Origin of the sequence: Secundilactobacillus paracollinoides, assembly GCF_001702155.1 — a bacterium.
GTDB classification, from domain to species: Bacteria; Bacillota; Bacilli; order Lactobacillales; family Lactobacillaceae; genus Secundilactobacillus; species Secundilactobacillus paracollinoides.
On the sequence record NZ_CP014912.1, the window covers coordinates 603,371 to 624,837 of the forward strand.

Below are 21,467 nucleotides of genomic sequence, written 5' to 3' on the forward strand. Positions count from 1 at the left end.
ACCCGGTTCAAAACATTATTAGGAAAAACCCTTAGAAACTGTTTTATAGCAAGGGTTTAGCACACATCAGCGTATTCAAAAAATCATTAAATTTCATGGCGGATTTATATGCCTGTATATCAGAATATTCTTGGCAAATGGCATTCTTATTTTATATATGTGAATTAGATTTCAAATGGGTTTATTTTTGATAAATAATTAGTTATGGTATCTATAATATATTAAAAAGGCTAGTCATTTCCTAATTGACACGGGATTTCAGTCATTTTAGAAAGCGCTATCATATTCAACTCAAGTCTGCCCCGATAATTAAGTAATTAATAATAGATACAATTAGTTTACCCAATTTCAATAAAATCGGAATCTATCGTCTTCTAACCACTCTTTTCCTAAAGTTGTTTTCATCTAGGTTAATCTAAAATTGTCATATTCAACAAAAAAAGACAGACACCATCGTCTGTCTTAATTAACGCCTTTTTCAATTATTCAGCAGTTGTTTTCTCAGGCAGCCGTTTCAATCCAATACCCGTGAACCCACTCAAAATGGAAAAGACGGGTGATAACAGGCTGAAGAAACAGAATGGCAGAAAGGCCAGCGTTGGTACGCCTAACGTCCCGGCCGCAAAGGAGCTGGCAACGCCCCACGGCACCAGGTAGTTGATGACGGTCCCACCATCTTCCAGCACCCGACTCAGCGCCAGGTTATCCAGGCCATGGTCGTTAAACGGCTTCTTAAAGGCCTTCCCAGGTAAAATCGTCGATAAGTACTGTTCCCCAACGAACAGATTGACAGCAATACCGCCAAAGATGCCGGCTGTGACCAGGCTGCCATCACTTTTAAGTCGTTTCACTAACGGGTCCATCGCAATTTGAATCAGGTCAAACTTCATTAATAGACCACCCAACGACAGCGTCATGATAATCAGCGACACCGTTGACATCATGGACGTAATACCGCCCCGACTCAGCAACGTATCCACTGCCTGATTGCCAGTGTGGGCAACGTAGCCAGTTTCCATCATCGTGACAAGTTTTTGCACGGACATGGCCGGATCATGAATGAAGATCATCACAACGGCGATACCGATATTGATCATCAGTGTCGCAATTGCCGGAATTTTCAGGAAGGCACAGACAAACATTGCCAGGATCGGTAAAATTGCCCACCAAGTGACCCAGAAGTGGCCACTGAGCACGTTGACGGTGGTCGACACTTTCGTTAGCGCGTCACTTGACGTGTTGTGCCCAAGAATGGCGTACAGGACTAAGGAAACTAAAAATGCTGGAATCGTTGACCACATCAGATTCTTAATGTGCTTAAACAGATCAGCATCCGCAATGGCCGACGCCAAGTTTGTGGAATCTGACAGCGGTGACGTTTTATCCCCAAAAATAGCGCCGGAAATAATGGCCCCGGCCACCAACGCTGGGTTGAGACTCATTGTCGTCCCCATCCCGAATAGGGCGATGCCGACGGTCGAAATCGTAGTGAACGCACTCCCAATCGAAGTCCCAATCAACGCACAGACCAGAAAGACGGAAGGCACGAACCACTGGACGCTGAGCATCTTAAAACCAGCCACCATTAATGACGGAATAATTCCCGCTGCGATCCAGACGCTGATCAGGACCCCAATCAAAATAAAAATGAATAATGGCACGATTCCTGTGGTGACCCCTTCTGTGATGCCTTTGTGGATGTCTTCCCACGAAAAATGCTTAATGCGTGCCCATAACATGACCAGTGCAATAACTAATAATACTGGAATTTGTGGGCTGATACCGAAACCGATGACGCCCGTTCCCATGATGATCAGCATCATCAATAGGACTAGGATGGCTTCGGTGAAACTTACTTTTGGTGTTTTTTGCATGTTTTTGTCCCCCTCTTTTTTCTTTTCCCGTTCGGTTGGTTTAGTTGGATGGTACGTTGGTGACTAGGTGATGATGCTTGGGTATTGATGCATTGTTTGGCTTATTTGCATTCTTTCTTGGCTTCATAGCCAACGCGTGGCACTACTTTCTCGACTATATAGCCGAAACGTGCTCCGCGAGGCAAAGGGCTCCTGCCTAAGGCCACTCTGGCACAAATTCCAAGTTCGGGAATTTTATACCGAAAATCCCTTACCTGCCGCTCTTTAACCGCTTCTTTCCGCACGCTTTCTTGGCCTCATAGCCGAAACGTGCTCCGCGAGGCAAGGGGCGGCCATGTAAGGGACTCTGGCAAAAATGCCAAGATCGGGCATTTCTGCCAGAGTCCCTTACATTCTGCCCCTTAACCGCCTCGCTCCGCACTCTACAAAAAAGCCCCCACCGCAACAATTATTGTCGCGACAGGGACGATTTGGCTAACCGTGGTACCACCCAGCTTAAGACCCAGTTTGGGCCTTCACTCACTAGATGATATCGGTTCTAGTTTTTATCCGTACGATTGACAGTCAGTATTTCGTCGTCATCATCCTGATCGGTTCGCAGCAACCACCGACTTTCTGACACCCAGATGAGACCCTACTTGAGTTGACCATCAAATAATCCTTTCACAGATTAACATGTGGGATTGGAAAGGTCAATTAAAACGGGATGAGATTCTTGTGTCGAGTGTTCTAAATATCGCTATCACGTCACTGCGTTGCATCTTTCGACTCTAGGCTGAGCTGGATTGCTCCGCTTGCAATACTGAACAGCTCCACGACGCCATAATACCTGTAATGGTCATTATAGATAGTAAGTCCTCTTAAATGGTGTCATGAACCTACTAATCAATCGTAAACAGTGACTAGCAAATTATGAGAAGCATTGCTAACAATGGGTTTACTAGTAGTCGAGGGCGGATTCTCTGCAAACTTGGTTTAACGCCATTGCGAAACTTAACTAGTGGAAAAAGCAAGCTCAACGTCAGTGGAATGGAACAATTTGGCAGGTTGTCGTGGTGTCGACATCAGTTAGCGACCGTTCTTTGGTCGGTTACTGATGTGCGAGACGACTGAGATCCACTCGAGAGCTGCGCAGCAGAAATCGAGTTAGCTCAGTCGCGAGCCACTACGACGGTCGGCCAAATTGCGGAATGCAACGGACAAATTAATCACATTCGTTTTGTTTTCGAGCAGTTTTAAGCGACTTTTCTTGAATTCTGGTCCAAGATTCCGGTTGAAACCCACTGCACAAACGATTAAACTGTTCTCTATGATAACCGTTTCCAAAACCCAAAATAAAGGACTGATTGCATGACGCATCATACGAAATGGCGCTTGCTGAGTATCGCAATTTACGTCATTTTTGTTATTATTTGTATTGCCTTTAAACTCTTACGCCCATCTGACATTGGAATGGCTTGGTCCATTTTTTGGTACATCGCTGCCGCGGGACTAGCTTACTACTTTTACTTCAAAAATATTTCTTATCAGGAAGTGGTCTACTACGCGCGTCAGCTCAACCTTGACCGCAGCGACCTGGAAGCAATCGTGCCTAACCGCAAAAATACGGCTGAAGTACCGGATCCGGCTCACCCGAATATGTTTAGTCCCATTGTTCAGGTGCCGCTTGGAATTTTGAATCATCTCTCTGATGAACTGATCAAACAGGCGAAAGAACAATCAGTTGCCCCATTTAAATAAATAAGCGAACGAACGTGTTGTAAATTACTTGCGACACGTTTTTATTTTGATCTAATTCGCTGCTTTTAGCTTATTTCATTAACATTTTCGCTATAAATATAGTAATTATTCGTGTTTATGCGTATAATAAAAAGCAACTAAAGGAGGAATCACAATGATTCATAACGTGTATTTAGACCACGATGGGAACGTTGACGACCTGGTCTCGTTGTTGCTGCTGATGCAGGTGCCAGATGTTAAGCTCACCGGAGTTGGTGTGGTTGGCGCCGACTCATACCTTGAACCAGCCGTTTCAGCCTCGAGAAAGATTATCGATCTCTTTGGTCATGATCGGTCATTGGCAGTGGCTGCGTCAGACTCGCGCCCTGTTAACCAGTTTCCAAAGGCGTGGCGGCTAAGCACTTTTTCATTTGATGCCTTCCCGATTTTAAACGAACGGGGTGTTGTTAAAACACCTGTCACTGACAAACCGGCCCACCTGGACATGGTTGAAAAAATCATGAGTGCGGACGGCAAAACGTCGCTGGTCATGACCGGGCCACTGACCGATCTGGCGCGGGCACTTAAGGCCGAACCAGCCATTGAGACGAAGATCGACCGCCTGTGCTGGATGGGTGGGACAATGGATGACCGCGGCAATGTCGCCGAACCTGAGCAGGACGGCACCGTTGAGTGGAACGCTTACTGGGACCCAGAGGCGGTTAAAACGGTATTTGCGACCGCAATTCCGATTCAGATGGTCGGCCTCGAATCGACCCGCCAAATTCCATTGACGCCCGCCATTCGGCAGCACTGGGCTAAACTGCGCCGCTACGCTGCCATCGATCTCATGGGTCAAGGCTACGCACTGGTACCGCCATTGGAACACTTTGAGACCAACTCAACCTACTACCTTTGGGACGTGCTCAACACGGTCGCCAGCGAATATCCAGACATTGTCTCAACTAAACAGGTTCAGGGTGATGTCCTCACTACCGGACCTGGCGCTGGCCGGACCTTTGAAACAGCAACTGGTCGGCCAATCACACTCGTCACTGAAGTGGATCAACAGGCTTTCTTTGACCAGGTGGATGATCTTGCAAAACGCGCTTCAACGTTAAATTAAATCATTAAAGACTGTAACACCAGGAAGGCCACACGTTTGTGTTGACTCTCCTGGTGTTTTTTTGACGAAAGTGGTTGACGTATTTTTAAATGCTGTTACAATGAATATCACAGGTTACTTTTAAAGTAACAACATAAAACTCAAAAAAGGAAGTACTTAATCTATGACAACCTATGCCGTTACAGGTGCGACCGGCCACTTTGGTCAAGCTACACTCCAAACCCTCACCCAACTCGTCGCACCAGAAAACATCGTGGCGTTAGCTTGCAACACGAAGAAAGTTGAATCACTTGTCCCTGCCGGTGTGACAGTTCGTCCCGGCGATTACGATAATGAAGCTGAATTAACAGCTTCCCTTGCTGGTATCGACCGGCTCCTCTTTGTGTCATCCCAACCTGGTGGTCCCGTTTCTCGTGAACAGCAACACCTTAACGTTGTGAACGCCGCGAAGGCTGCCGGTGTGGGCTACGTTGCTTATACCAGTTTTCCACACGCGGATACCGCAACGTCACCGCTATCAGCTGATCACAAGGCCACTGAAAAGGCGCTCAACGATTCCGGCATCGCTCACTCGTTTTTAAGAAACAACTGGTACCTCGAAAACGAACTCGCAACGTTGAAGGACGCGCAAGCTGGCAAACCATTCGTCTACGCCGGTGGCGACGGCCAAGTTGGCTGGGCGCTAGAACGTGAATATGCTGAGGGTGCCGCCAATGTTTTGGCGAGCGACTCCCAAAAACCCGTTTACGAGTTTTCTGGCGCACCACTGACCTACAGCCAACTCGCCGATGCGTTATCAGGTGACTTTGCCGTTCAGTCACTGACCACTGATGACTACAACAAAGGGTTGCAAGCCGCTGGGTTGGATGAAGGCACTGCCGGTGTCGTCACCATGATCCAACAGCTCATCCGCGACGGTGAGTTAGCCAAGACCTCAACGGATCTGCCAGAAGTCCTGGGTCACGAGTTAACACCTTTAGACGCCGCTTTAGCTGAAGTTTTACAAGCCTAATTAAATAACACTGATTGATCCCCCCAAACAAAAACTGACCACCTGGATGTCCTACCAGGTGGTCAGTTTTTTTGTGTTATTTCAGTTTTTTTAAACGGTTAATAGCCCGTTTTATCAAGCTTCATTTTTCTTGAGATTTCTTCAACCAATCCAAGTTTTCCGGATCTGGTCCAACCCGTTTACCCTGGTCGAGTTTGGCGATCTCTGCCATTTCAGCTTCGTCCAGGCCAAACGCAAAGATGTCGCGGTTCTGTCTCACGCGGTCTTCATGAATGGACTTGGGAATCACTACTTCGTTACGTTCAACGTGCCACCGTAACACAATTTGTGCTGGGGTAACATTGTGGTCCTTGGCTAATTTTTGAATCAACGGATCGTTGATTGCGTTGTTCCGACCACCACCAAGTGGACTCCATGATTCGTGAACGATACCCTGTTTTTCAAGGTAGGCGTGCAGGTCAGTTTGCTGGAAATAAGGGTGCGTTTCAATTTGATCCACAGCAGGCTTGATCTCAGTCTGACTCATGAGATCTTCCAGCTGAGATGGTACAAAGTTTGAAACACCAATGTTCTTGATCTTGCCTGCTTTGTACAGGTCTTCCATAGCTTTCCAGTTATCAACATAACCCGGTGCTGGCCAGTGGATCAGGTACATATCCAAATAATCAAACCCTAAACGATCCAGTGTTGCTTGGAACTCGGTCTTAGTTTCATCATAACCGCGGACGTCGTTCCAAATTTTCGACGTGACGAAAATGTCTTCACGTGGAATACCACTTTCGCGAATGGCTTCGCCCACCCACTGCTCGTTGCCGTACAACTTAGCCGTATCAATGTGGCGGTAACCAGCATCGAGGGCCCACTTAATTGAATCCTTTGTATCTTGCGCATTATCGACTTGGAAGACGCCAAGCCCTAATTGAGGAATCGTATTGCCGTTATTTAACGGAATATCAGGAATATCATTATGCATTGTTCAAAAACCACCTTTCGGAATTTTGTTGAACGGTTGATGCTTACGTGGTTAATTTTAACGATAACGAGTGCTAGTGGCAACCTAGGCGTGTTTTAAAGTGCGATTTTAGTCGATGTGCTTCTATGATATATAGCTGAACAGCCTTTCTGAAAGTAACTTTCCAGTATTAGTTGTTAGTCCGTTGCATTCCGTAATTTGGTAGGCCGTCGTAGTGGCTCGCGATGAAGCTAATTCGATTTCTGCTTAGCAGCTCTCGAATGGATCTCCATCGTCTCGCACATCAGTAACCGACCTTGACTGCGGTAAGCCCATTGACAGCAATGCTTCTCGCAATGCGCTTGGAACCGGCAGCGATTGATTAACAGGTTACATGACACCAATTTTGAAGATTTATCATCTATGTTAACTTTACCCAGTATCGTAGCGTAGTGGAGCCGTTCGGCATTGCAGGCTGTGGTGTCGGTAGTAGTTAGCGACCGCTCTTTGGTCGGTTACTAATACGGGAGACGTTGAAGATCCTTGAATTTCTAAAGGAAATTCAATAGCTCCGAAGCGACCCCACCTCAGCCTGCAGGGCCGAACGGCGCAACGAAGCGGCTGGTCAACACTATTAAAGCACTAACACAATAGAAAGACGCTCTATACTCTACGTACTATCCCGTTCATCGATTCGAAACGGCGTATACTGCGACTCAAACTTATCCATGTCACGTTGCAGCATCATTTTCATCCCACGATTACCCATTTTATAGAACGATTGCGTGACACTCGTAATCTGAGGTCGAACAATTTTGACCATTTGTGTGCCGTCAATGCTCATGATGGCTAGATCATCCGGCACCGATAGGCCAAACGCAACGGCCTGGTTCATGACGCCGATTGCTGCCAGGTCACTTGTCCCGATAACGGCGTCAAGTTCCGTCTGGGCACCATAGGTCGTCATGGCTTCAACGCCATCGTCGTAGGTGAATTTGCCGTCCTGAATCCATTCCGGTTTCGTTGGCAGGTCGTGGTCGGCCATTGCGCGTTGAAATCCCAAAATACGTTGCGTGCCGATATAAGAGTGGCGGTCGATGGCAGCGATTCCAATTTTCTTGTGGCCTTTTTTAATCAGGAAGTCAGTCGCCTGATACCCAATGCGAAAGTCGTCTGAGCCAATAAAGGGCAACTGTTGGCTGTCAAATGACGTCGACAAAAAGACGTGCGGAATATTGGCTGCGCGCAGCATCGCGATGTCGGCATCCGCCGGGCGAATGGCAAGAATCAAAATGCCCATCACCGAGCGTTCGATGACAGTTTGCAGAGCGCGGTGCTGCTGGTCAACATCGGACTCACCCGCATATAAGATGATGACGCTGAGATTATGCTTAAACGCTTCGTCTTGAATGCCCGCAATAATGTCGTTCGCAAAGTTGGTCTTGGTGGCGGACACGATCACCCCGATCACTTGACTTCGTTGTGTGACCAGCTCAACTGCAGCTGTGTTTTTCCGATAACCGAGTTTTTCAGCGGTCTGTCGGACTTTAGTCGCGGTCTTTTCAGAGTAGAAGCCTTCCTTATCAGCGAGAACCCGTGATACGGTAGCAATGGATACGTTTGCTGTTTCGGCAATGTCCTTGATTGTTACTGTCATGAACGACTGCCCCCTTCTGGATTTATCAATACTTACAGTTTAGCATATTTTGTCGATTATGTAAGTAAACGTTTGTGTTGTTGATTTAAAAGTATTGTAAACGTTTACTTTACGTGTTAGTATCGGAAATGTAATCGATTACGAACACATTTTAGGGAGGCACCACCTTATGAACGCGAAACCTGTTAGCAACGCTTCAGATGTGCCGGACGTTAAGCCCGAAGAGCATGGGCTGCCGACACTGAAATTATCTACTATATTTGCCATGACGTTTGGCTTTTTCGGCGTCAACATGGCGTTTTCATTGCAATCATCACAGTTGGGTCGGATTTTCCAGACGATTGGGACTGACCCGAATAAGCTGGGCTTCTTCTTTATTTTGCCACCACTGGCCGGAATGGTCATTCAACCGCTGATCGGGAAATATTCAGATAAGACCTGGTCGAAACGATTTGGCAGACGCATGCCATACTTGCTGATTGGCGCACCCGTCGCCGCAATTGTGTTAATCTTGTTACCAAACGCTGGCTCGTTTGGCTTCGGTTACGGCTCGGCGGCAGCCTTGACATTTGCCGCTATCGCAACGTTGTTCATGGACCTGTCCTCCAACGTCTGCATGCAGCCCTTTAAGATGGTGATCGGCGACATGGTCAACGAAGATCAAAAAGACCTCGCTTGGTCATGGCAGCAATCCTTCTCAAATTTGGGCGGTGTGCTGGCCACACTTGTCCCCTTCGTGCTCGCTTTTATGGGCGTCGCCAACGTGGCGCCAAAGGGTGAAGTGCCAACGACCGTTAAGATTGCCTTCTATCTGGCCGCTGCTGTACTGCTGATCACCTCGCTTTACACCATTTCTCAAGTTCACGAATATGATCCAAAAACCTACGCTGACTACCACGGCATCGATACGACTAAGGCCCAGCCAAAAACGAGTCTCTGGGAATTACTCAAGAAAGCCCCAAAGGTCTTCTGGGAAGTCTCCGTTGTCCAGTTCTTTACCTGGTTCGCAATTTTATACCTCTGGACTTACAGTACCGGTGCCATTTCTATCAACGTCTGGCACACCAGCAACGCCTCATCCGCTGGCTACCAAGCCGCTGGGAACTGGTACGGTGTGCTGACCTGCATCCAATCCATTGCTTCCGTTGTTTGGGGCATGTTGGTCCAGGCACGGACAAAACCGGAACACCGGAAATTCTGGTACCAATTCGGCCTCGTTGCGGGTGCGATCGGCTACATCTCAATCTTCTTCATTCACGATAAGTACCTCTTAATTTTGCCATTTTGCCTGATTGGGATCACCTATATCACCATGAACACCCAGCCCTTCTCACTGTTGACCGAAGCGTTAAACGGTGAAAACGAAGGCTCGTACCTGGGCCTCTTCAACTGCAGTATTTGTTTGCCGCAAATCGTTGCTTCCATCGCCAGCTTCTGGCTGTTCCCGATGGTGCACAACTTTATGCCGGCCATGTTCATTATTGGTGGGATCTCACTGTTACTTGCAGCGGTATCCGTCAGAATCGTGCATTCAAAATTCGATAAACCAGCAACTCACTAATTTATTTTCAAAGGAGATCGTACTATGACAGCAACACATTCATTTCAAGACGAGGTCGTTTACCAGATCTACCCGCGCAGTTTTCAGGATAGTAACAACGACGGCATTGGTGATTTAAAAGGGATTCAGCAACGGCTGCCCTATTTGAAGAAATTGGGTGCCGACGTACTCTGGCTCAACCCGATTTATAAGTCGCCCGACCAGGATAACGGCTACGACATTTCCGATTACGAGTCCATTCAGCCTGCCTATGGCACCATGGCCGATTTTGACACCCTGCTTAAAGCGGTGCACGACAACGGGATGAAATTGCTGATGGACCTAGTTGTCAACCACACCTCTGACCAACACAGATGGTTCCAGGAAAGCCGCAAATCTAAGGACAACCCTTACGCAGACTATTATATTTGGCGTGATCCCGTTGACGGCCACGAACCAAATAACTGGGGCTCGTACTTCTCTGGCTCAGCCTGGACCTACGAACCTGCGCGTGGCCAGTACTATCTGCATTTATTTGCCCCTGGTCAGCCGGATTTAAACTGGGAAAACCCAGTCGTCCGGCAAGCGGTTTACAGCCTCATGAAATTCTGGCTGGATAAGGGCGTCAACGGGTTCCGGATGGATGTCATCAATTTGATTTCTAAACCCGAGGGCCTGCCAGATGCCCCACAGGCTGACGGCGCCGAATACGGGAACGTGGAACCACTCGTGGCTGATGGGCCAAAATTAAACGACTATCTGCAAGAAATGAATCGAGAAGTGCTCTCTCAGTATGATGATATCTTGACCGTTGGTGAAATGCCTGGTTCAACGCCGGAAGACGCCGTTCACTACACCAATCTGGATGGCAGTGAACTCAACATGGTCTTCCAGTTCCAGCACGTGAACCTCTCCCCTAACCCAGATGGTCGGTTAGGCAAGTGGAATGATCAGCCCGTTAAACTCCCCGAACTCAAGCAGGCCTTTGCGCGCTGGCAAGTGGCGTTAAACGGTAAGGGTTGGAACAGTTTGTACTGGAACAACCATGACCAGCCACGGACCATATCGCGCTTTGGCAACGATGACCCGAAGTACCGGGTCGTTTCAGCCAAGATGCTGGGCACAACGCTGCACATGATGCAGGGGACTCCCTACGTTTACGAGGGTGAAGAGATCGGCATGACAAACGTGCACTACACCGCCCCTGGATCAGTACGAAGACCTGGAATCGATCAACGCCTACCAGGACCTTGTGACAAACGAAAAAATCGTGCCCGCTGACAAAATGCTAGCGTATCTCTCTCATATTTCACGGGACAATGCCCGGACACCAATGCAGTGGGATGACTCAGAAAACGCCGGCTTTTCAGCTGCCACACCTTGGTTTGCATTGAACCCGAACTACACGGCCATCAACACCGAGGCTGCGCTAGCTGATCCAAACTCCGTCTTCTACTATTACCAAAAACTCATTGCGCTGCGACATGACAGCGACCTGATCAAACTGGGCGACTTTGACTTACTTGACCCAGACGACGTGGATGTGTTTGCTTACAAGCGGCACTATAACGGCCAAACGCTACTAGTTATCAGTAACTTTACTAACAGCGCCGTCACTCGCGATTATGGGCAGCAACAAGCCGACACTCTACTGATCAGTAATTACGACGATGACCAAGGCAGCGTTCTGCGGCCTTACGAGTCCAAGGTTTACCAGTTCAACCATTAAATGAATACACCGAATTAAATTACATTTTAGCGTCAGGTATTCAACCCAACTATGCCTGACAGTGATGGCTGATCGGTGGTCATTAGGCTAAACGGTAACTTAATAAAACGGCATCGCCCTCCTGTGAGGTGCGGTGCTGTTTTTTTATTAGGCTGGTCACACTCACACAGCAAAAAAGATATTTATGCATTATAAAAGTGAATATTCAAAATTATGACTATCTATACCAATTATCGATTTATCAGTTATTATACAATTCTCGAATATTTCATGGTGGACAAACGCGTATTAATTCTTCATATCCGCATATCATTTTGGCATAGTTATCTTCATTTTCGGTCTTTAGCGCTTTTTCTCCTGTTAATACTGAAATGGAATAAGTCACAGTTTTTAAATAAAAATTCATTTTTATCCTTGACTAAGCCATTAAAAACAACTAAATTTAAGATTAATTAGTATTTGATTAGAATAAATACTATATCTAATTTATTTCTTATTTTACAGCCGGTTTGAAAGATGGTGAGTGGTGATATGGATCAAACGTACCAACGTTACTTTGAACAAGATGGCAACCGTTACCTGTACTACGACATCGCAGCCTACTTGACGAATCGTGGCCAAAACGTTGCCACGTACCCCTATACAATTCGAATTCTCTTAGAAGAGGCTCTTCGGCGGGCAAGTCAGGAGCCAGACACCCAAACTGCCTTAGACGCTTTTGCGGACTGGGACAACAACCACGATAAGGACGTGGCGCACCAACCCGAACGTGTCATTCTCCAGGACTTTACCGGTGTGCCTGCACTGGTTGATCTGGCAGCGATGCGCGATGCTGTGGCAGCTGCTGGCGGTGACGTCGATGAGATCAACCCCGAAGTGCCCGTCCACCTTGTTGTTGATCACTCCGTTCAGGTCGACCTGGCCGGCACCAACGACGCCTTTGATGTCAACGTGCAAAAGGAATTTGCCCGTAATAAGGAACGCTACACCTTCCTAAAATGGGCGCAGAACAGCTTTAAGAACCTCACCGTCATTCCGCCTGATACCGGGATTATTCACCAGGTCAATCTGGAATATCTCGCATCCGTCATTCGCAGTCAAAAACAGGCTGACGGCACGATACTTGCCTTTCCTGACACCCTTGTCGGCACCGATTCACACACGACCATGATCAACGGCCTCGGTGTGCTTGGCTGGGGCGTTGGCGGCATCGAAGCCGAAGCCAGCATGCTGGGGCAAAAATCCACCATGCCGATGCCAACAGTGGTGGGCGTCAACCTGACCGGCCGCTTGCAACCCGGTGTCACCGCAACCGATCTCGCCTTAACGCTGACCCACCTCCTGCGGGAACATAACGTGGTCGGCAAGTTCGTTGAATTCTATGGTCAGGGTCTGGCCACTCTGCCACTTGCTTACCGGGCAACGATTGCCAACATGGCACCCGAGTATGGTGCCACCTGTGGCTACTTCCCAATTGATGACCAGACGTTAGCTTACCTGAAACTGACGAACCGGTCACAAACGTTAGTGGACCTCATTACCACCTACGCCAAACAAAACCAGCTCTTTGATGACGAAACCACACAGCGCCACTACACAGAAACAGACGCCCTTGACCTCAGCACGGTCACCAGCAGCGTCGCCGGACCAAACCGGCCGCAAGACACTGTCAGACTTGCCGAAATGCCCCATCAATTTGATGGTCGCCGCGACATGCCAGCCTATCCAGTAACCGTTGCTGGGCAACAATTTGACCTGCGTCCGGGTTCACTCGGCATCGCCGCTATTACCAGCTGCACCAACACGTCCAACCCGCAAGTTCTGATTGCAGCTGGGCTCATTTGTAAAAAAGCCGTAGCGTTAGGACTTAAGGTTCCAGCGTACGTTAAAACGTCATTTGCACCCGGCTCCCGGGTCGTTTCTGACTACCTGAAGGCGGCTGGCCTGCAATCATACATGGACCAACTAGGGTTTAACCTGGTTGGCTACGGCTGCACGACCTGCATTGGCAACTCCGGCCAACTGGAACCTGAACTGCAGGCTAAGATTGCCAAAAATCCATATCCGCTGGCCGCTGTAGAAAGTGCCAACCGGAACTTTGAGGGTCGGGTCAACCCGCTGATCAAGGATACTTATTTAGCGTCACCGCCACTCGTCGTCATCTATGCGCTGGCCGGCACCTGCGACATCGACCTGACAACCACCCCCGTCGGCACCGACAAAAACGGCCATCCCGTTTATCTCAACGATCTGTGGCCAGACGATCAAACCATTGATACCCTGACTCAGACCTTCCTGAAACCTGAACAGTTTGCCGAAAACTACGCGTCAATTTTGAAACAAAATGCCACCTGGAATGCCCTGGAAGCCCCCACGACGAAAACGTATCAGTGGGATGCCCGATCCACCTACATTGCAGAACCGCCGTTTGCCAGCAATGCAGCGCAACCCAAGCAGCCGCATTTTACCAACATGCGCGTGTTAGCAAAGCTGGGCAGTTCCATCACGACCGACCATATTTCGCCGGCCGGCTTCATCGGTGCCCGCACCCCCGCTGGCAAGTACCTGCTCAGTAAGGGTGTAGCAATCAAATCGTTTAACTCTTACGGCGCTCGTCGCGGCAACCACGAAGTCATGGTGCGCGGCACACTGGCCAACATCCGACTTCAAAATGAACTCTCGCCGGACAAGGTCGGCGGCTTCACGACCTACCTGCCCGAAAACAAAGAAACGACCATTTACGAGGCAGCCCAAGCCTACAAACGCACGGCGACGCCACTAGTCATTCTGGCCGGTAAAGACTATGGCATGGGGTCGTCTCGTGACTGGGCCGCTAAGGGTGTTCAACTCCTTGGCGTGAAGGCCATCATTGCGGAATCTTTTGAACGTATTCACCGCGCCAACCTCGTGATGATGGGCGTCATGCCGCTGCAATACAAACCGGGCCAAACGGCGGAGACGCTCGGGCTTGATGGGACCGAAACCTTTGACATCCAGGTCGATGGTCAGGCTGCCCACGTCACGGCGACAAAGGGGGATCACCAGACCACCTTCGACACTATCGTCCGGTTCGACACCCCTACCGACTGGACATACTACCAGCACGGTGGGATCCTCCCGCTGATCGTTCAAACCAAACTGTCGGTTGCGCCTGGCAGTCAGTCATTGTGAGGTGATCAAATGACATTACCAAAAGGATTGGCCGGCGTTGTTGTCGACCAAACAAAAATTAGTTCAACGAAAAACGCGATCCTGACCTACGCGGGCTACCGGATCGAAGACCTGGCCAGTGCACCGTTTGAAGAAGTCGTCTACCTCCTGTGGTACGGTCGACTGCCTGCAGCCGAAGACTTGCACACCTTCACGCGAACGCTGGTCGGTCACATGACGCTGCCGGACGAAACGCTGCGGTTGATGAACGAGATTGCCAAGGAACCGCAACATCCCATGAGTATTCTGCGGACCACCGTTTCATTACTCGGCACCACCAACAACGTCAAGCGCGATGATCCGCCCACCATTTTGGGCAAAATGCTGACCGCCATTGCGGCAATCATCCGCATCCGCGACGGCAAACCGTTGCTGCGCGCCCAACCGGATTGGTCAGTCGCCAAGAATTTTCTGTACTTATTTAGCGGCAACACGCCAACCGATGACCAGGCGGCCATGTTCAACACCGTGATGGTGCTGCACGCTGAGCATGAATTTAACGCCTCCACGTTTACCGCCCGGGTCGTTGCGTCAACGCAGTCTGACTACTACTCCTGCCTGACCGCCGCCGTTTGTGCCCTCAAAGGGCCGTTACATGGCGGTGCCAACGAACGAGTCTTCAACATGCTGGAAACCATTCGTGCCCAAGAACTCGCACCCGCCGAGTATCTCAAACAGGAACTCGCTGCTGGCCACAAGGTCATGGGGTTTGGCCACCGCATCTATAAAAATGGTGATCCCCGCGCAAAGATTTTACGCGGCATCGCTGAAAAATTAGCTGACCAAACGGGGAATCAAGACTATTATGACTTACAAGCAACACTAGCTGATTTCATGCTGAAAAATAAGCACCTGCACCCCAACGTCGACTATTACACCGCGCTGATCTACCACTGTTTAGGACTGGATAAGGCCACCTTTACCATGCTGTTCGCGGCCTGCCGGACAGCCGGGTGGCTCGCTCACATCCTTGAACAACAGCGCGAAGGTTGTTTGATCCGGCCGTCATCAGAATATGTCGGACCAACGAACCAACACTATCTTGAAAATCGGAGGCACCAAAATGACACCCAGCAAGATCACATTCAATTCGGGTAAGCTCAACGTACCCGATAATCCCATCATTCCGTTCATCGAAGGCGACGGTATCGGCCCAGAGATCTGGGGCGCTGCCAAAACGGTATTTGACACCGCTGTTCAATCGGCGTATCAGGGCAGCAAGACCGTCTCCTGGCTGCCCTTACTCGCGGGCGAGGCAGCGTATCAAAAAACTGGCCAATGGCTGCCAGACGACACACTAGCCGCGTTAAAGGAAAACCGCGTCGGCATCAAAGGCCCGCTGACCACCCCCATCGGTCACGGTCACCGGTCAATTAACGTCACGCTCCGACAAAAACTCGACCTCTACGCCTGTTTTCGTCCCGTGACCTACTATCCAGGCACCCCCTCACCCGTTGTCCATCCTGAAAAGGTCAACATCGACGTCTTCCGCGAAAACACTGAAGACATTTACGCGGGTATCGACACCCCAGCCGGTTCCCCTGAAGCTAAGGAATGGCAAGCCCTCTTGGAAAAACAGGGTCAGCTCGACAAAGTCCGGTTCCCAGAGACGGCCGCCTACGCCATCAAGCCAATTTCTGAAGAAGGCACGACTCGCTTAGTGAAAGCAGCCTTAGATTACGCCCTGGCTAATGATAAACACATTGTGACCCTAGTCCACAAAGGCAACATCATGAAAAAGACCGAGGGCGCGTTTAAGCAGTGGGGCTACCAACTAGCCGACACCTACGACGAAACTTTCACAACGGCTGAATATGACCGGATTAAGGCAGCTGAGGGCAGTGCTTCGGCAGACGCTGCCCTAGCTGAGGCCAAAACGACCGGCAAGGTGATCGTCAACGACGTCATCACGGACAACTTCTTTCAGCAAGTGCTCCTTTACCCCGAGCACTTCCAGGTCGTGGCCACGATGAACCTCAACGGCGACTATATTTCAGATGCCCTCGCTGCTCAGGTTGGCGGTATCGGGATCGCACCAGGTGGGAATTTAAACTACCAGACCGGCCACGCTCTCTTTGAAGCCACCCACGGGACCGCACCACAGTTTGCGGGCCAAAACAAACTCAATCCAACGTCTTTGATGCTATCGGGTGCCATGATGTTTGACTATCTGGGCTGGACCCAAGCCGCCACCCTCATCCGTGATGGCATCAAACAAGCCATCGCCAGCCACCACGTTACGGAAGACTTCGCCCAAGACGACACAGCTACTGTGCTTGGGACGAGTCAGTTCGGCGACTATGTGGCGCGACTGATTGGTAAGGCATAACTCGTCTCACACCCTCTATAGACGTTTTTAAATCGCGAACTGTTTTAAAAAACCTCAGACTAATTTCTGGGGTTTTTGAGTGTTCTTTTTAACTTTTACAACAGAATGCAGGCCGATTGTCGTGAGCGTCCGCAAATTTAACAATTGGGCTAATCCCATATTATTCCCGCTTTCATCAGCCTTTGATTTTACAAAACCAGAAAAAAAGGTTAAACTTTTAGGGCAAATGAAGTATTCTTAAGTTTAGTAGTATATCATGTGGGGTTAGCTCGCACGTTCTTGATACTGGAGGTTTTTCACGTGAATAATCAGGAACCGCAATCGCGAATGCAACGCTACAATTTCAACACCGAGGACAACGATAAGCGTCCCAATCGCAAACGTCCCAAGAAGCCGCACCGGATCCGTCAGATCATCGTGAGTTTCTTGGTTATCTTAGCGCTTATTGTCGGCATCGGTGTTTGGCTCGCTAATCGCTCGACCAGTGTCGGTAACAACGACGACACAACGCAAGTTTCAAGTAGTAAAGATGATACATCAAAAAAGGACAGTGACAGTTCATCCGACGCCGATAGCGCCACAAGCTCATCGGCTAGTGATACACAGGATAACGACAACTCAACAGATACAACTAGTCAGGGCGGCACCCGTCAGGCACCAGCCTCAAGCCGCCACAGCTCAGACACTCAAACATCAGAATCAAATGTTCAGGACAGCGGGCAAACAGGTTCGACAAGCAAGAAGGCTTCGTCGCAATCCAAGACTTCATCTGATACTACTGCTAAATCATCGACATCTTCATCCAAAAAGTCATCGAAAGCAGCATCGTCTTCATCAACAGACAACGATGCTTCATCCTACAGTTTCAGCTCATCACACACCTTCTCGTCCATTTCTGACGCCAAGGCGTGGGCTTCAGCAACGAAGTCATCATGGCTAAAAGCAGGATACACCACCTATACGATTACTTCCGATGCTCAGGGTAACTACGTGTTACAGTTTACAAAGTAATCCCCGAAACAGGTTAATTCGACGCGCAAACCAGATTCTTGGTTTGTGCGTTTTTTTGTTTTCGAAATGTCAGTCATCTATCCGTTGCATTCCGCAATTTGGCACTCCGCTGTGGTGGCTCGCGACTGAGCTAACTCGATTTCTGCTGCGCAGCTCTCGAGTGGATCTCAGTCGTCTCGCATGTCACTAGGTGGCCGAAGTTCGCGTCCACCTAGTGACATCGGCACCACTGCTCCGTGCCAAATTGCTCCATTCCACTTACAGTGAGCTTACTTCTTAATCTGATTAAACATCGCAATAGTGTTAAACCAAGTTTGAAGAGAATCCGCCCTCGACTGCTATCAAGAACTGTAACAGCAATGCTTCTCACCATGTGGTCGTCGTTAACAGCGACAATTAATTAACAAATTTCATGGCACCACTTATTATGTTTGACTGCCTTTGCAAGTATTGGAGCGTAGTGGAACCGGTCGGCATTGCAGGCTGGTGGGTGTCAATGGTCGTTAGCGGCTGTTCGTTGGCCGGTTACTGCCACGAGAGACGTAGGAGATCCTTGAATTTCTGCTAAGACATTCAATAACCCCCCGGTGCGACTCCACCTCTGCCTGCAGAATCGACCGGTGGAACGAAGCGGCATTTTAAACCAAGTAACCAAAAAAAGCCCAGAGAACAACACTACTCTCCAGACTTTTACATTATCAAATTTACTTTTCTCCCAAAAACCGCAACGCAAACTGCTCATAAAACTGCACACTCAACAAAAATTGATTGATGCTGATAAATTCGTTCACTTCATGGGACGTATTGCTACCGGGGCCGATCACGATCGTTTCAAACGGCAGCTTAGCCCGCCTAAATTCAGCACCATCGTTGGCCCCCAGCGGATCCCACTGGCATGATTGGCCGGCCCATGACGCGCCGACCCACCTTTTGTGCTAACTTGACCATCGGCCCGTCGACACGGCCAGGAACGGCCTCCTCCGGGTAACTGTACGTGATGCTTAACTGATACCCCGGTCGTTGGTTTAAGTGATCGATCAGCCCCTCTAAGGCCTCGTAGATCACCTTATTGGGATACGCTGGCGTCGTTCGAATATTTGCTGCTAACCTGGCGTGATCGGGCACGCTGTTGATCTGTTCACCGCCGGAGATCATATCGACGTTATGAATGAGACCGCCTAAAATGGGATCCATCTTATTAAACGTCTTCATTAACGCCGTCACTTCGTTGTAAAACGCCAGTAAATGGTCGATCGCATTAATGCCCTTCTGCGGGTTAGCGCTATGGGCAGCCTTTCCTAGTGAGTCAACGTAGTAGTCAATGACCCCGCGCGAGGTATAGCTCAACTTTGTCATACCGCTGGGTTCAGCAATCACGAGCCCCGCTAAATGGTCCGCGTAACCGGCATCCGTCAGTTGAGCAGCGCCGTACTCACCGGTCTCCTCACCAACCGTTGCCAGTAACCGGATCGATCCAGTCGTCGGCTCGCCCTGTTCCAACATCTCAAGCATGGTAATGACCAGGGCAGCTAAACCGCTCTTCATGTCTGATGCCCCGCGACCGTACAACCGATCACCCTGGATCTCAGCCGCAAATGGGGCCACGTCCCACTCGTTCAGCTCGCCAGGTGCCACCACGTCCATGTGCCCAGAAAATCCCAGTTGCGGGCCTGTCTGGGGATTGCCAATGGTCACGACCAGGTTATCGCGGCCCGGTGCGTACGTCACCGTCTCAACTGTGGCCCGCTTCCCGTATGGAGCAAACAATCCGGCAATATAGCGGGCAACGTCTGCCTCGTTTCCATTGACCGATTGGATCCGTATTAACTGTTGCAAAATCGCCACCATGGTCGTCGTTTCCATATTTGTCCCCTCAGTTCTTATCTTTTGTGTCCGTTAACTTTAGGATACCCTGTTTATCCTCTGGGAAGCAACTGAAACTCAGACAAAAATTGAATTACTTACGGTTTATTTCATCTTTGCTGTATAATATAGTAAAGATTCATGAAGGGGTTGTGTTTATGAAAATTGATATCCCAGTTACAAACGGCTATTTACCAGATAAATTTGGCAAGCACGCTGCCGATGAATTCAAACGCGATGGTGGGCCTATCCGGTCATTTCCGATCACCCTAACCGATGTTCCGGCCGGCACCAAAACGTTCGCTGTGACCATGATCGACCACGATGCGATTCCGGTCGGCGGCTTCACCTGGATTCACTGGGTCGCGGCCAACATCGATGGGTCACTCACTGTCATTCCTGAAAATGCGAGTCTTGATCCAGCCATTCAGATGACGTATGGCAAAAACTCACAGGGCGGCCACATGGTCAATAATCCTGACGAGGCGCTTGGTACCCACTACACGGGACCGATGCCGCCGGATAAAGACCATCGATATACCACTACAGTGTATGCCCTTGACGACCAGTTACCGTTGCAGGACGGGTTCTGGCTCAACGAACTGTGGGACGCCATGGAAGGCCACGTACTTGCCCAGGCAACCGAGGTTGTCCTGAGCCGCGTGTAATCGCGAAGAAAAGGGGATTGATCCAATGTTAAAATACCAAAATGTGTTGGTACCACTTGATACCTCATCGTTATCTGAACTGGCCTTAGCTAAGGCAGTTGCCGTCGCAAAACGAAACGACGCCCACCTCGACCTGCTCAGCGTCATTGATACGCAACGGTCATCATCCAGCTACTTTGGCTCGATGATGACCAGCGACCTCGTTGATAAACTGGTCGGAGATGCGACTAAATACTTAGATAACTTAGTAAAACAAATTAAAGACGACTACGGCTTGACCGATGTCGCTACCCACGTGCGGTTTGGGAATCCCAAGACGGTGATTTCCTTAGAATTCATCCACGACCATAAAAATGACTTGGTCATGATGGGCGCCACTGGCATGACGGCCATGGAACGGGTCCTGAACGGGTCCTGACCGGTTCCGTGACTGACTTTGTCACCCGCAACGCGCCGTGTGATGTGCTGGTCGTTCGGACGGATGTGGCGAATACGTCTACTTCGGATAAAACTAGTCCGTTCCGGAAAGAAACCGATAACAAGTAATCGATCAACGATGCCATTTAGACGCACTAGACGGCATCGTTTTTTAATGCCATTTTTTAACAATCACGGATTTTGACACGGTTGATTGTTTTTATTAAAATATAATGAGATAATTGTTAAGCTGGCCAATTTGATTTACAGGATGATTTTATTTTGGTGCGGTATGATTGTGGTCTTGGTGTGAGTTTAACTACTGGACTATGTGCTGTATTTGGCTCGGCATATTGCCGT

Annotated in this window: 14 protein-coding genes and 2 pseudogenes; 11 read left to right on the top strand and 5 right to left on the bottom strand. The window is 49.3% G+C overall.

Translation table 11 applies throughout. The annotated features are described in order from the left end of the window. Nucleotides 1–482: 482 nt before the first annotated feature. Nucleotides 483–1,874 carry a Na+/H+ antiporter NhaC gene (gene nhaC / locus AYR61_RS02425; protein WP_054708582.1) on the bottom strand — a complete coding sequence of 464 codons (1,392 nt, stop codon included), beginning with the start codon at nt 1,872–1,874 and terminating at the stop codon, nt 483–485. A gap of 1,350 nt (nt 1,875–3,224) precedes the next feature. On the opposite strand from nhaC, the gene AYR61_RS02435 reads away from it, so the two are divergent. The 3 genes from AYR61_RS02435 (at nt 3,225) to AYR61_RS02445 (ending at nt 5,731) form a co-directional block, all read left to right on the top strand. Next, on the top strand, nt 3,225–3,614 hold the full coding sequence (locus AYR61_RS02435; RefSeq protein WP_056988003.1) for a hypothetical protein: 390 nt from the start codon (nt 3,225–3,227) through the stop codon (nt 3,612–3,614). 157 nt (nt 3,615–3,771) lie between these two features. Beyond that, nucleotides 3,772–4,719, top strand: a complete 948-nt coding sequence (locus AYR61_RS02440; protein WP_056988012.1) for a nucleoside hydrolase — start codon at nt 3,772–3,774, stop codon at nt 4,717–4,719. Nucleotides 4,720–4,882: 163 nt separating this feature from the next. Continuing rightward, nucleotides 4,883–5,731 (top strand): NAD(P)H-binding protein, encoded by an 849-nt coding sequence (locus AYR61_RS02445; RefSeq protein ID WP_065901505.1) that lies wholly within the window; start codon nt 4,883–4,885, stop codon nt 5,729–5,731. A 121-nt stretch (nt 5,732–5,852) separates the two neighbouring features. Here AYR61_RS02445 and AYR61_RS02450 read toward each other — a convergent pair whose 3' ends face one another. Together AYR61_RS02450 and AYR61_RS02455 are read right to left on the bottom strand one after the other, a co-directional pair. Continuing rightward, nucleotides 5,853–6,704, bottom strand: coding sequence for an aldo/keto reductase (locus AYR61_RS02450; RefSeq protein ID WP_054708573.1), 852 nt, complete (start codon nt 6,702–6,704; stop codon nt 5,853–5,855). Nucleotides 6,705–7,353: 649 nt separating this feature from the next. Next, nucleotides 7,354–8,340, bottom strand: a complete 987-nt coding sequence (locus AYR61_RS02455; RefSeq protein WP_065901508.1) for a LacI family DNA-binding transcriptional regulator — start codon at nt 8,338–8,340, stop codon at nt 7,354–7,356. Nucleotides 8,341–8,509: 169 nt separating this feature from the next. On the opposite strand from AYR61_RS02455, the gene AYR61_RS02460 reads away from it, so the two are divergent. The 6 genes and pseudogenes from AYR61_RS02460 (at nt 8,510) to AYR61_RS02485 (ending at nt 18,159) form a co-directional block, all read left to right on the top strand. Then, nucleotides 8,510–9,901 (top strand): SLC45 family MFS transporter, encoded by a 1,392-nt coding sequence (locus tag AYR61_RS02460; protein ID WP_065901511.1) that lies wholly within the window; start codon nt 8,510–8,512, stop codon nt 9,899–9,901. A gap of 24 nt (nt 9,902–9,925) precedes the next feature. Beyond that, a pseudogene (locus AYR61_RS02465) lies at nt 9,926–11,609 on the top strand (alpha-glucosidase). Nucleotides 11,610–12,140: 531 nt separating this feature from the next. After that, complete coding sequence (gene acnA / locus AYR61_RS02470; protein ID WP_065901514.1) at nt 12,141–14,780, top strand: aconitate hydratase AcnA; 2,640 nt, start codon at nt 12,141–12,143, stop codon at nt 14,778–14,780. Between the two features lie 9 nt (nt 14,781–14,789). Then, complete coding sequence (locus AYR61_RS02475; RefSeq protein ID WP_065901517.1) at nt 14,790–15,917, top strand: citrate/2-methylcitrate synthase; 1,128 nt, start codon at nt 14,790–14,792, stop codon at nt 15,915–15,917. Then, complete coding sequence (gene icd, locus AYR61_RS02480; protein WP_056987999.1) at nt 15,883–17,148, top strand: NADP-dependent isocitrate dehydrogenase; 1,266 nt, start codon at nt 15,883–15,885, stop codon at nt 17,146–17,148. Before AYR61_RS02475 ends, icd begins: the two co-directional genes overlap by 35 nt. A 300-nt stretch (nt 17,149–17,448) precedes the next feature. Then, nucleotides 17,449–18,159: a hypothetical protein gene (locus AYR61_RS02485; RefSeq protein ID WP_065901520.1), complete on the top strand. Its 711-nt coding sequence runs from the start codon at nt 17,449–17,451 to the stop codon at nt 18,157–18,159. Between the two features lie 704 nt (nt 18,160–18,863). Here AYR61_RS02485 and AYR61_RS15830 read toward each other — a convergent pair. Continuing rightward, a complete protein-coding gene (locus tag AYR61_RS15830; protein ID WP_404814637.1) occupies nt 18,864–18,983 on the bottom strand; it encodes a hypothetical protein in 120 nt (39 codons plus the stop codon). Nucleotides 18,984–19,017: 34 nt separating this feature from the next. Continuing rightward, nucleotides 19,018–20,022, bottom strand: a complete 1,005-nt coding sequence (locus AYR61_RS02490; protein ID WP_318529573.1) for an ArgE/DapE family deacylase — start codon at nt 20,020–20,022, stop codon at nt 19,018–19,020. 158 nt (nt 20,023–20,180) lie between these two features. On the opposite strand from AYR61_RS02490, the gene AYR61_RS02495 reads away from it, so the two are divergent. Both AYR61_RS02495 and AYR61_RS02500 read left to right on the top strand, forming a co-directional pair. Beyond that, nucleotides 20,181–20,690: a YbhB/YbcL family Raf kinase inhibitor-like protein gene (locus tag AYR61_RS02495; RefSeq protein ID WP_054708560.1), complete on the top strand. Its 510-nt coding sequence runs from the start codon at nt 20,181–20,183 to the stop codon at nt 20,688–20,690. 25 nt (nt 20,691–20,715) lie between these two features. Then, nucleotides 20,716–21,236: pseudogene (locus tag AYR61_RS02500) on the top strand (universal stress protein). Nucleotides 21,237–21,467 lie beyond the last annotated feature (231 nt).

Coding starts and splice junctions, on each gene's coding strand:
- nhaC (WP_054708582.1), bottom strand. CDS start 1,874: ATGCAAAAAACACCAAAAGTAAGTTTCACCGAAGCCATCCTAGTCCTA.
- AYR61_RS02435 (WP_056988003.1), top strand. CDS start 3,225: ATGACGCATCATACGAAATGGCGCTTGCTGAGTATCGCAATTTACGTC.
- AYR61_RS02445 (WP_065901505.1), top strand. CDS start 4,883: ATGACAACCTATGCCGTTACAGGTGCGACCGGCCACTTTGGTCAAGCT.
- AYR61_RS02450 (WP_054708573.1), bottom strand. CDS start 6,704: ATGCATAATGATATTCCTGATATTCCGTTAAATAACGGCAATACGATT.
- AYR61_RS02455 (WP_065901508.1), bottom strand. CDS start 8,340: ATGACAGTAACAATCAAGGACATTGCCGAAACAGCAAACGTATCCATT.
- AYR61_RS02460 (WP_065901511.1), top strand. CDS start 8,510: ATGAACGCGAAACCTGTTAGCAACGCTTCAGATGTGCCGGACGTTAAG.
- acnA (WP_065901514.1), top strand. CDS start 12,141: ATGGATCAAACGTACCAACGTTACTTTGAACAAGATGGCAACCGTTAC.
- AYR61_RS02475 (WP_065901517.1), top strand. CDS start 14,790: ATGACATTACCAAAAGGATTGGCCGGCGTTGTTGTCGACCAAACAAAA.
- icd (WP_056987999.1), top strand. CDS start 15,883: ATGACACCCAGCAAGATCACATTCAATTCGGGTAAGCTCAACGTACCC.
- AYR61_RS02490 (WP_318529573.1), bottom strand. CDS start 20,022: ATGGAAACGACGACCATGGTGGCGATTTTGCAACAGTTAATACGGATC.
- AYR61_RS02495 (WP_054708560.1), top strand. CDS start 20,181: ATGAAAATTGATATCCCAGTTACAAACGGCTATTTACCAGATAAATTT.